Annotated in this window: 10 protein-coding genes, 1 other RNA gene, 1 pseudogene and 1 riboswitch; of the genes and pseudogenes, 6 read left to right on the plus strand and 6 right to left on the minus strand. The window is 71.5% G+C overall.

The window, feature by feature from the left end; all coding sequences use genetic code 11:
* The 3 genes from Y694_RS16225 to Y694_RS16235 all read right to left on the minus strand — a co-directional run.
* The coding region (locus tag Y694_RS16225) for an ABC transporter substrate-binding protein (protein WP_409072489.1) at positions 1–495 on the minus strand (495 nt) is incomplete at its 3' end.
* Positions 492–1,085, minus strand: a complete 594-nt coding sequence (locus Y694_RS16230) for a bifunctional adenosylcobinamide kinase/adenosylcobinamide-phosphate guanylyltransferase (protein WP_051495839.1) — start codon at positions 1,083–1,085, stop codon at positions 492–494. The genes Y694_RS16225 and Y694_RS16230, both read right to left, overlap by 4 nt.
* A gap of 10 nt (positions 1,086–1,095) precedes the next feature.
* A complete protein-coding gene (locus tag Y694_RS16235) occupies positions 1,096–3,096 on the minus strand; it encodes a TonB-dependent receptor (protein WP_036234343.1) in 2,001 nt (666 codons plus the stop codon).
* A gap of 69 nt (positions 3,097–3,165) precedes the next feature.
* A riboswitch (cobalamin riboswitch) is annotated at positions 3,166–3,413 on the minus strand.
* 48 nt (positions 3,414–3,461) lie between these two features.
* Here Y694_RS16235 and Y694_RS16240 point away from each other — a divergent pair.
* The 5 genes and pseudogenes from Y694_RS16240 (at position 3,462) to Y694_RS16255 (ending at position 5,549) form a co-directional block, all read left to right on the plus strand.
* On the plus strand, positions 3,462–3,698 hold the full coding sequence (locus Y694_RS16240; protein WP_011829903.1) for a hypothetical protein: 237 nt from the start codon (positions 3,462–3,464) through the stop codon (positions 3,696–3,698).
* Positions 3,695–4,021, plus strand: a complete 327-nt coding sequence (locus Y694_RS16245; protein WP_011829904.1) for a cell division protein ZapA — start codon at positions 3,695–3,697, stop codon at positions 4,019–4,021. The genes Y694_RS16240 and Y694_RS16245 overlap by 4 nt, the downstream gene beginning before the upstream one ends.
* 37 nt (positions 4,022–4,058) lie before the next feature.
* Positions 4,059–4,240: non-coding RNA, 6S RNA (ssrS, locus tag Y694_RS23615), on the plus strand.
* Positions 4,241–4,273: 33 nt separating this feature from the next.
* Positions 4,274–4,738, plus strand: a complete 465-nt coding sequence (locus Y694_RS16250) for an EVE domain-containing protein (protein ID WP_036234346.1) — start codon at positions 4,274–4,276, stop codon at positions 4,736–4,738.
* Positions 4,738–5,549, plus strand: a pseudogene (locus Y694_RS16255) (sulfite exporter TauE/SafE family protein). The gene Y694_RS16250 and the pseudogene Y694_RS16255 overlap by 1 nt, the downstream one beginning before the upstream one ends.
* On the opposite strand, the gene Y694_RS22710 reads toward Y694_RS16255, so the two are convergent.
* Complete coding sequence (locus Y694_RS22710; protein ID WP_081782259.1) at positions 5,519–6,547, minus strand: sensor domain-containing diguanylate cyclase; 1,029 nt, start codon at positions 6,545–6,547, stop codon at positions 5,519–5,521. The pseudogene Y694_RS16255 and the gene Y694_RS22710 sit on opposite strands and share 31 nt — an antisense overlap.
* 76 nt (positions 6,548–6,623) lie before the next feature.
* Positions 6,624–7,904 (minus strand): type IV pili methyl-accepting chemotaxis transducer N-terminal domain-containing protein, encoded by a 1,281-nt coding sequence (locus Y694_RS16265; RefSeq protein ID WP_036234349.1) that lies wholly within the window; start codon positions 7,902–7,904, stop codon positions 6,624–6,626.
* A gap of 336 nt (positions 7,905–8,240) precedes the next feature.
* On the opposite strand from Y694_RS16265, the gene Y694_RS16270 reads away from it, so the two are divergent.
* Positions 8,241–9,497, plus strand: a complete 1,257-nt coding sequence (locus tag Y694_RS16270; protein WP_011829908.1) for a nitrate/nitrite transporter — start codon at positions 8,241–8,243, stop codon at positions 9,495–9,497.
* Between the two features lie 54 nt (positions 9,498–9,551).
* Here Y694_RS16270 and Y694_RS16275 read toward each other — a convergent pair.
* Positions 9,552–11,173 (minus strand): bifunctional protein-serine/threonine kinase/phosphatase (locus Y694_RS16275; RefSeq protein WP_036234352.1); only part of this gene is annotated, 1,622 nt, incomplete at its 5' end.

An 11,173-nucleotide genomic window follows, 5' to 3' on the forward strand; every position in this document is an offset into this window, starting at 1 on the left:
GTCGGCCAGCTGCCGCTCGATGGTCGACCACACCGGCGCGGCCGCGGCCGGCGTGCCGAGCAGCCGCGCCACGGCGTGCAACGCACGCTGCACGCCGGCATGGTCGCGCGCCTCCAGCACCACCAGCTTGAGGCCCAACGCTTCCAGCCGCTCGATCACGCGATCGGACAGGGCCAGCAGCACCACGTCGGGCTTCAGCGCGACGATGGCTTCGATCTGTGCATCCTCCAGCCCTCCCAGCTTGGGCAACGTGCCGACGCCGGCCGGCCAATTGGAGAAGCGGTCCGTGCCGACCAGCCGCGCGCAACCGCCGAGCGCGCACACGCTCTCGGTCAGCGAGGGCAGCAGCGTGACGATGCGCTGCGGCGGCACCGGCAGCGTCAGCGTCACACCGCGGTCGTCGCGCAGCTCGATGGGCGCCGCTGCAGCGACGTGCAGGCCCAGCGCCCCCAGCAGCACGAGGACGCAGCACCGCAGCATCGAAGACAGGCTCACGGATCCGCCCGCCTCACCGGCAGCTCGATGCCGGCGACCATCAGCGTGACCCGTGCGCACTGCGCCGCCACTGCCTGGTGCAGGCGGCCGAGGTCGTCGACGAAGCGGCGCGCCTCGGCGCCCAGCGGCGCCAGGCCGAGGCCGATCTCGTTGGACACCAGCACCACCGGCCCGCGCGCCGATCGCAGCGCCTCGCACAGGTCGGCGACGTGGCGGTCGAGTTCGGCGTCGGTCACGGCCGCGCCCTGCATCGGCATGCGCAGGTTGGTGAGCCACAGGCTCAGGCAATCCACCAGCACCATCCGATCCGGCTCGCTGTGGCGCCTCACGGCAGCGGCCAGCTCGCGCGGCACCTCGTCGGTCGCGAGACCGGGCACGCGCTCGGCGCGGTCGTGTCGGTGTCGGGCAATGCGCGAGCGCATCTCGTCGTCGCCCGCCAGTGCGGTGGCCAGCAGCACGGCCGAGCGGCCGGGCAGCGCCAGCCAGTCGGCCGCGCGCGACTCGGCGCAGCGCGACTTGCCGCTGCGCTGGCCACCGAGGATCAACTCGCCTGTCCCGCTGCCCTTCGGATGACCGCGCCGCTCGCCCATGCGCCTCCCGTCAGAAGCTGACCTTGACCGATGCCGCGAAGGTGCGACCCGCCTCCGGGTAGATCGAGGTCGTTTCGCCGCCGGCCGTGCACCCGAAGGCCTGCGTGTAGTACTTGCGGTCCGTCAAGTTGACCACGCCGAGCGCGAACTCCGCCTGCGTCCAGCGATAGGCGTAGCGCAGGTCGGCGGTGGTGCGACCCGGGATGCTGCAGACGTTGGCGAAGTCCGGGCTCTGCGAGGACACGTAGTTCACGATCGCATCGAGCTTGTGCGCCGGCGCGGGCGTCCAGTCGGCCCGAAGGGACAGCGTGCGCTCGGGTGTCAGCGGCACATCCTGGCCGTCGTAGGCGCCCTCGGTGAAACGGGCCCGCCGCAGCGCGCCGTTGACGCGCAGGTTCAGCGCCTCGGTCAGCGCCTGCGCCAGTTCGAGCTCGACACCCTGCCGGCGCGTCGGGTCGAAGTTGACGTTGGCGCCGAACGGCCCGAACGGTCCGACGCCGTTGGGATCGAAGCCGATCTCGTTCTTCAGCGAGCTGCGGTAGACGCGCAGCTCGGCGCTGCGGCCGGCAGCACGCCAGCGCACGCCCAGTTCGGTGTCGCGTGAAGTCTGCGGCCGCAGCGGCACGGCCGGATTGGTGAAGCTGAACTCGTCGACGTTGGCGAGGCGGAAGCTGCGGCCGACCCGGCCGTAGACCGCGCTGTTCTCGGACAGCGGCTGCAGCACGCCCAGTTCCCAGGCGCGCTGGCGGTCGTCGATGCGGTCGACCGTGCTGCTGACCGCCTTCTCGATGCGCTCGGTGCGCACGCCGGCGCTCAGGCGGGTGCCGCCGCTCAGCGTGAGGTCGTCCTTCAGGTAGTAGCCGGTCGAGGACTGCTCGCCCACCGAGCCGAAGGCGCCCAGCACCGTGCGTTCCCATTCGTTGCGATCCACGCCGAACACCACCGCGTTGACGACCGACGCGAACTGCGTGCGGTTGCGCACCCGCAGCGAGTAGTTCTTCGCGTCGACGTCGTAGTCGTAGGCGAAGGCCCCGTTGCGGCTGCGCAGCTCCTTGTCACGCCAGCCGGCGTCAAGGCCGAGTTGCCAGTCGCCGCCGAGATCGGCCTCGGCGAACACGCCACTGCGCGTGTTGCGGATATCGGCGTGGTCGTTCGGTGCGGTGGTCTGGCTCGGGTCGGCGGCATACTGCGCCGCAGTCAGCGCGCCGGGCAGCCCGGTGTCGAGGTCGTCGTAGGCATGCCGCAGGCCGACGCGCAGCCAGTCGTTGCGCCACTGGCCGGTGAGCGATGCGCCCTCCGTCTCCGAACGGAAGTTGTCGCGATGGTTGTCGGTCGTGCGGCGGTTGGCGGCCGCATCCAGCGAGAAGCCACCGGCCTCGAGCGTGGCGTCGGCGCGCAGGTCGCGCAGGCGATCGCTGCCGGCGGCGGCGTACACGCTGGCCCGGTTGCGGCGAGCTGTTCCGTGACCCGCCTTGGTGGTGACGATGATCACGCCGCCCGTGGCGCCCTCACCGTACAGCACGGTGCCGCTGCCGCGCAGCACCTCGATGCGCTCGACCGAATTGATCGGGATGCCGGCCAGCCGCGTGCCGCCGAGGTCGCCCTCGTTGATGCGGATGCCGTCGAGGATCACGACCTGGTTGTTGTCGGACGTGGTGCCGAAGCCGCGCAGGTCGAGGGCGTAGTCGCCACCGCCGTAGAGGTCGAGCCGACCGGGCACGCCGAGCAGCTTCATCACGGCCTCGTTCACCGTGGACACGCCCGAGTCGGCGATGTCCTGGGCGGTCAGCACGCTGACACCGTACGGCAGCGTCGCCGAGTCCTCGACGAAGCGGCTGGCCGTGACCAGCACCGGCGGCAGCTTGCCCGCCTCGGTGACGGGCGCGGATTGCGCGCTCGCGATGCCGCTGGCGAAGCCCAGCAGCGACAGCATCAACAACGGCGCATGCGGCAGCGCCCCGAGGCGAACAGGAATGCGAGGCGCGGTGGCCTCGAAGGGAGTGGCAATCATGGAATGACCAACGATGAAATCGTGCGCGCCAGCTTCCCCGCGGGCGCCCACCTCATGACGCGCCGCTTGCGCAGCACGCCTCCCGTTGGCCGGTATCCGGGCTGGCGGAACGACCCTCGCGACCTTCCCAGAGCCGGAGACTCCAGTGGCATGTGCGCGAGAGCGGAAACGTGAACGCAGGCGTTCTGGCTTCGTCCGCTGACCGTTGCGGGGGCAGCGCAGGCTGAAGGAGCACCCGGTGGGTCCCCCTCCTCTGCTTCCCGTTTAACTGCGCCGGCGTGAACGCCGGCATGAGCACCAACAGCCTGCAGTGTAAGCGCGGCCCGGGCCGCCCCCTACAATCGACGCGTGCAGTGAGGAGAGGCATGGCGACGATCGAAGAACTGGCCGAACGCGTGGAGCGGTTGCTGCTGCGGCACCAGGAACTCCAGCGCACGCACGCGCTGACCCTGGAGCAGCTGGCCGGCGTCAATGCCGAACGCGACTCGCTGCGCTCCCGCCTCGCCGCCGCCCGCCAGCGCGTCGAGGCCCTGCTGGATCGCCTGCCGGCCAGCGAACCGGTCGCCGAGGCCGGCCCGGAGACCGGAAAGACCGCCGAATGAAGCAGCTCGAAGTCACCATCATGGGCCAGAGCTACATCCTCGGCTGCCCCGACGGCGGCGAACGGGCCCTGCTCGAGGCCGTGGGCAACGTGGACCAGGAGATGTGCGCGATCCGCGACGCCGGCAAGGTGCGCGCCCGCGAGCGTATCGCGGTGCTCGCCGCGCTCAACCTCGCCTACCAGCTGGCCGAGCGGCCGCTGGCGGCGGCGACTCCGGCGCGCAGCGCCGGGCAGGCCGCGCCGGACCCTGCACACGGCATCGACATCGAGGCCCTGATTGGGCGCATCGACGAGACCCTCGGGCGCGACGGTCAATTGCTCTGAAACGCCGGTTCGTCAGCGCTGGCGGCGTACACTGATCTCGTCCGTCGCGTTCGCGGGAGTTTTATATTTCCTTGAACCGATGCTCATATGAGCCCGGGCTTGGAACATTGCGAAGCGGGCGTGATCGTCTCGCGTCAGATGAACCCGAAGCTTCGTTGACCTCGCCCACCTGAACTCCCCTGGGTTCAGGAATGCGACTCCCGGTTCGCGGCGGACACCTTTCCCCGTTGCCCTTCCCGACCTGCTGCCGCCATGGCGTACTGGCTGATGAAGTCCGAGCCCGACGAGTGCTCGATCGACGACCTGGCGCGCGCGCCGGGCCGCAAGCTGCCGTGGACCGGCGTGCGCAACTACCAGGCGCGCAACTTCATGCGCGACGATTTCCGGCCTGGCGACGGCGTGCTGTTCTATCACTCGTCGTGCCCGCAGCCGGGCATCGCCGGGCTGGCCGAGGTGGCTTCCGTCGCGCACACCGACGCGACCCAGTTCGACCCGGCGAGCCCCTACCACGACCCCGCCTCGAAGCCCGAGGCACCGCGCTGGTTCGGCGTGGACGTGAAGCTGGTGCGCAAGACGCCGCTGCTGTCGCTGGCCGCGATGCGCGCGGCACCCTCGCTCGCGACGATGCGCGTGCTGCAGCGGGGCAACCGCCTGTCCATCACGCCCGTCACGACGGCCGAGTGGCGCGCGGTGCTCGCGCTGCTGCCGCCGGCCTGATGCTGCTCGCCTGGCCGCTGGTCGTCGAGCTGCTGCTGCTGGGCGCGGGCGCCGGCTTCCTGGCCGGCCTGCTGGGCGTCGGCGGCGGCATGGTGCTGGTGCCCTTCATCACGCTGCTGCTGACGCTGAAGGCTTTCCGTCCGACCTGATCGTGAAGGTCGCGATCGCGACCTCGCTCGCGACGATCTGCTTCACCTCGCTGTCTTCGGTGCGAGCCCATCATGCGCGCGGCGCCGTGCGCTGGGACATCGTGCGCCGCCTCGCACCGGGGATCGTGCTGGGCTCGCTGCTGGGGGCGCAGGTCGCGAAGGCGCTGCCCTCGGCGCTGCTGGCCGGGCTGTTTGCGCTGTTCGTCGGCTTCTCGGCGACGCAGATGCTGCGCGGCGGCAAGCCCACGCCGGCCCGGCAGTTGCCACCCGCGCCCGGACTGTTCGGCGTCGGCGGCGTGATCGGCGCCGTGTCGGCGCTGGTCGGTGCCGGTGGCGCCTTCATGTCGGTGCCGTTCATGACCTGGTGCAACGTGCCGATCCACAACGCCGTGGCGACCTCGGCCGCACTGGGCGTGCCGATCGCGCTGGCCGGCACCGCCGGCTACATCGCCGCTGGCTGGAACCTCCATGGGCTGCCGCCCGGCACGCTCGGCTTCCTCTACCTGCCGGCACTGCTGGTGGTGTCGACCGCCAGCGTGATGACGGCACCGCTCGGCGCGCGCACCGCACATGCGCTCGACGTGCAGCAGTTGCGTCGCGTGTTCGCGCTGCTGCTCTACGCCATCTCCGGCTACATGTTCTGGCGCGCCCTGCAGGGCTGAGCCCGCGTTCCGGCGCGCGCCCTGCGGTCAGCCGACCGTGGCCCGCCGAAGGCGATGCTGGCCAGCGCCACGTGGTTGCCGCCACGCTGCACGGCCTGCGCCAGCGCAGTCTCGGCGGCGTGCAGCAGACCGGCCTGCGTCTGCGCGGTGTGCGGGAAGCTCGCGAGCCCCATCGACACCGTGAACCGCAGCGCCGCGCCGCCCTTGGGCACGAGCTGCGTTGCGCACTGGCGGCGCATTCCCTCCATGCGGGCATGGGCCGTCGCCAGGCCCATGCCGGACAGCAGCAGCGCGAAGCGCTCGCCCTCGAGACGGCACGGGGCATCCATCGCACGCGTATTGCTGCGCAGCAGCCGGGCCATCGCCTCGAAGACGCGCTCGCGACCGGCGTCGTCATGGGGCGGGCTGCCGGCGGGTGGCGCATCGACGTGGATGTAGACCACGGCGAACTCACGGTGCTCGCGCAGCGACAGGTCGATCTCACGGCGCAACTGGTCGTCGAACTGCTCGCGACGGCCGATGCTGCGCACCGGCTCGCCCGACGCGTTGCGGTTCTCCGCATCGCTGCGCAGCGCCTCGTTGGCACGCTGCTGCTCCTCGAGCTGGTGCAGCGCCTGCTGCAGCTGGCCGGACAGGCGGGTGCGCTCGCTGCGCTCGACCCACACGCCCAGCAGGGCTCCACCATCGAGCGGCACGCGCGCACCGAGGAACTCGCGCCGCTCGCCGCCGAACTCGAGGCTGTGTTCACTGACGCTGGCGCCGGGCCGGGCCAGCGCGGCCTGATCGGCGGCGCGCAGCGCGCCGGCGGTCGGCGCGGTGAGCAGTTCGGCATCGGTCCGGCCGCAGGCCTCGGTGGGCACGCCGAGCGCTGCGACCGCCGCCGCGTTGAGGTGTGTGTAGCGACCCGCGGCGTCCTTCGTGTAGACGGGCAGACCGAGCTTTTCGAGCGCCTCGGCAAGGGCCGACGCGGTGGCGGAGGACTCGTAGGAAACGCTCATGGTGCTCGAACCATGATAGCCCTGCACCGCAGGCGCGCCCCCCCAGCTTGAGGGTGTCGAACCCCCTAGCGCTGCATCAGCCGATCAGCGTCTGCATGCTGTGCTCGATCTGCCCGGTGAGCTGCTCGAAGCGCTCGAGCAGCGTGTCGCTCGCGTCGGCCAGCTGCTGCCGGCCAGCCGGCGTGCCGGCGGCGTCGATGCCGGCACGCATCTGCGGCCAGGCTTGCGCCGCGGCGGTCAGCGTCGCGCGGATCTCGGGGGTCGACAGCGGCGCGGCCTGCAACGCGGCCAGCGCCTGCTCGGCCTCGAGCGCTGTTCGCTGGGCCGCCTCGCGCGCCAGCGCGGCCATCGGACCCGGCAGCAGCGTGGCCAGCAGCACCTCCTTGGCCAGCCGCTGGCTCAGCATGCGCTGCCGGCCCGCGAGGTTGATCACGTGCAGACGCGGCATGCCGCTGGCCTGCTCCAGGGCGGCGGTCAGTGTCTCGGCGGCCTGCAGCAGCGCCTCGGCCAGCGCATCGAGCTTGAGCAGGCGCGCAGCCTGCGGTGCTTCGCGGAGCGTCGCGTCCAGCGGCTTCCAGGCGCTCAGCACGCCGTCCAGCAGGTCGCCGAAGGTGGGTTTGGACAGCAGGCGCCCCAGTTGGGCCAGGTTGGCCTCCAGGCGCTCGACCGCCTGCGACTGCAGAACCCGCGCCGCGCCGGCCTCCGCCTCACCGCCAGCGACCTGCAGCGCATAGAGCTTGACCAGCCGCTGCGACAGCATGCGCAGCTGGCCGGAGCGGTTGACCCCGGCCGCGTCCTGCGCGGCATCGATGAGCAGCTGGGCCGCCTGACCGACGCGCAGTTGCTGCTGCATCGCGCTCTGGCGCAGCAGCCTGAACGCCTCGTCTTCCGGGACCTGGCGCGCCAGCATCAGGATGCCCTTGGCTCGGTCGACCAGCTTGCGTTCTTCGTAGCGGTTCCCCAGGTCCGCGAGCGCATCGCGCAGCCCGCGCTCGTGCCGGAAGCGCGCCTGCACGAGCTGCAGCAACGGCCGCAGCCGCGCTGCGGCGTAGCCCTGCGCCACCCAGCCCTGCACGCCGCACTGCAGGGCCCGCTCCATGGCCTCGACGCCGGCGTCGCCGCTGAACACGAGCACCGGCAGGGCCTGGGTCGAGCGCAGGATGTCCAGCGCACGGAACAGCGGCTCACCCGGGTGCGAAGACCAGCCCACCAGCACGTCGGGTCCCTGCCGCAGTGCCTCCTGCACCAGCTTGTCGCATGGACAGGCACCAAGCACGTGAATGCCGGCCGCGCGCAGATCGGCTGCCAGCGGCGGCGCACCGTGATCGGGGTCGAGCACAAGGAGAACGGAAGTCACGCGACGACGGGCCTTTTCAGAGGAGCGGACGCAGGGCGCGACCTGCGGGGGGCGCCAGTATGGAGCAGCCGGCGTGGCGCCGGCCGCTCCCCCTGGCACGGATGCTGCTCCGCACAACGCGGGCGCAGCGACGCGCCCGGATCGGCGCTCCGCACGCCCGGTCCTGTGCACACCGACGTGCCCAGCTTCGTGCCTTCGTCACTCGCCCCCCGGGGGCCGAGCGACTGTTCTCCCTGGAGAAGCACCATGAGCTCGCCGTCGTCGGCCGCCATCATCGCGGCGCCCCACCTCCCCTTCTCGCATCGCTGCCGCGCGTGAGCGCAGGCACGTCACGCAATGGCTGATTTCAAGACCTTCGTGCGCTCGGGCCACTGGCCCACGCTGCTCGCGTCCTTCCTTTACTTCGACTTCTGCTTCGCGATCTGGGTACTGAACGGCGCGATGGCGCCCTTCATCAGCGAAAGCTTCCAGCTCACCGCCGCGCAGAAGGGCTTCATGGTGTCGGTGCCGATCCTGGCCGGCGCGCTGATGCGCTTCCCGCTGGGCGTGCTGTCACAGTACATCGGCCGCAAGAACGCGGCGATGGTCGAGATGGGCCTGATCGTCGCCGCACTGGGCTACGGCTACGGCTACGTCGACAGCTACGACGGCGTGCTCGCGATGGGGGTGCTGCTCGGCATCGCCGGCGCGAGCTTCGGCGTTGCGCTGTCGCTGGGCTCGGGCTGGTTCCCGCCGCAGCACAAGGGGCTGGCGATGGGCATCGCCGGCGCCGGCAACTCGGGCACGGTGCTCGCCGTGCTGTTCGCGCCGCCGCTGGCGGCCAAGTTCGGCTGGTCCACCGTCTACGGTCTGGCGGCCTGCACCATGCTGCTGCCGATGCTGGTGATGTGGTTCGCCGCCAAGGAGCCACCGGACCGCGAGCACCAGACCCTGCGCGAACACGTCGCCTGTCTGTTCGAGAAGGACGGCTGGGCCTTCAGCCTGATCTACATCATCACCTTCGGCGGCTTCATCGGCCTGGCGAGCTTCCTGCCGACCTACTTCTACGACCAGTTCCACGTCACCAAGATCGAGGCCGGCCAGTTGACGATGCTGGCCACGCTGATGGGCTCGGCGGTGCGCGTGCTGGGTGGCTACATCTCCGACCGCATCGGCGGCATCAACACGCTCAGCGGCGTGCTGATGATCGTGATCGTGACGCTGGTAATGTGCGGCTTCGCGGGCGGCTCGGTCGCGGTCACCACGCTGCTCTTCATGCTGTGCTTCGCGGCGCTCGGCGCCGGCAACGGCGCGCTGTTCCAGCTGGTGCCGCTGCGCTGGCCGCTGACCACCGCGGTGGCTGGCTCGATGATCGGCGAGGTCGGCGCGCTCGGCGGCGGCTTCCTGCCCAATGCGATGGGGCAGTCCAAGCAACTGGCGGGCACCTACCTGTGGGGCTTCGTCGCCTTCGCGGTGCTGGCGCTCGTGATGCTGGTGATGCTGCGGCGCGTGCAGATCCGCTGGACCCGCACCTGGGCCGAGAAAGGCGGGCGCGCCCGCCCGATGACCGCGCCGACCGACTACGGTGCCGCCAGCCGGACCGCTCAGCGCTAGTCCCGGGGCAGCCGCATGATTCGCCTCCAGCCCGGTGCCGCCGCCTGCCCCGCTTCAGCGCGGCAGGAACAACAGCCACACCACGAGCAGCACGTTGAACAGCAGCGAGATCGCGAAGGCGATCTTCCACAGCGCGTTCGGGTCGCGGGCGACGAGCGGCGTCGCCGGCGGTGCGGCGAGCGGGCGCGACGCGCCGCGCTCCAGCGCCAGCACGAACTCCTCGGCCGTCTCGAAGCGCTGCTGGCGCTCGCGCGCCACGGCCTTCAGCACCACGTGGTCCAGCCAGATCGGCAGCTCGGGCCGCAGCCGCGAGGGCGCGATCGGGTCGCGCCGGTAGCGCGCGATCTGGAACGGCTCGATCTCGCCGTACGGCAGCCGGCCGCTCAGCCAGCGGTAGAGCGTGACGCCCAGCGCGTAGAGGTCGCTCGCCGCGTCGGCGCCGGCATGCCCTGCTTCCCACTGCTCGGGATTCATGTAGCTGGGCGTACCAGCATGCAGGCTGCGCACCGCTGGCGGCTCGCGACCGGAGATTGCCACGCCCAGGTCGAGCAGGCGCCACTGGCCGTCGTCGCCCAGGTGCAGGTTGGCCGGCTTGACGTCGCGATGCACCACGCGCTGACGGTGCAGCCGGCCCAGCGCGCGCGCCGCGGCCAGCGTGCCCTGCACGATCTCCTCCACGCTGAAGGCCTGACCGGCCTCCAGCAGCTGCTCGAGCGTGCGGCCGCCATGCCAGTCGAACACCGCATAGAAGGCGCTCGGGTCGCGCGGCTCGCGCACCCGCACGAAACCCTGCCCGTCGCGCTCGGTGACGGTGCGGCCCAGCCAGGCCTCATGGGCCAGCATCGCGCGCTCCTCGGGATCGCCGGCACGCGACTCGTGCAGCGTCTTGATCGCCACCAGCTCGCGCGTCGCCGCATCGCGCGCCTGCACCAGCCGGTGCACGCCGGTGTTGGCCACCAGCGCGGTGATCACATAGCCGTCGAGCGTGTCGCCCACCTTGAGGCGCGGCGGTATCGGCAACTGGCGTCCCAGCAGCAGGGCGTCGTCCAGGCTGCCGGCATCGAGCCCGCGCACGCGGACGACCAGCGCCGTGGCGTTGTCTCGGCCCCCCGCCGCGAGCGCCGCCTCGACCAGTCGCTCGCTCGCCTGCTGCGCGGTCTCGGCGGCGCCGAGCAGCTCGCGCATCGCGGCGTGCTTGAGCACCTGGTGCACACCGTCGCTGCTGAGCAGCAGCGTGTCGCCGATCTGCAGCTCGCCCTGGTGGAAGTCGATGCGCAGGCTGTCGTCGAGTCCGATCGCACGCGTGAGCTGGCTGCGCAGGTCCGGGTGGTCGAAGGCGTGGTCGTGGGTGAGTTGCGTGCATTCGCCGCCGCGCAGCAGCCAGGCCCGCGTGTCACCGACGTGGGCCACGGTCCAGGTGTGCCCGCGCAGCACCACCGCGGTCAGCGTGGTCAGGCCCGACGCATCGCCGCTGCGGCGCCGGTTGTGGTCGACCAGCCAGGCGTTGTGAGCCCCCAGCAGGCGGTCGAGCGCGACGGTGGTCTCCCAGGTCGCGGGCACGGCGTGGAAATCGTTGACGAGCGAGATCACCGCGGTCTGCGCCGCCACCAGGCCGTGGCCGCCGGCCGACACGCCGTCGGCGATGGCCGCGATCAGGCCGCGGCCGGCCTCGTGCG

Source organism: Methylibium sp. T29-B, assembly GCF_000576225.1.
Lineage (GTDB): Bacteria > Pseudomonadota > Gammaproteobacteria > Burkholderiales > Burkholderiaceae_C > Methylibium > Methylibium petroleiphilum.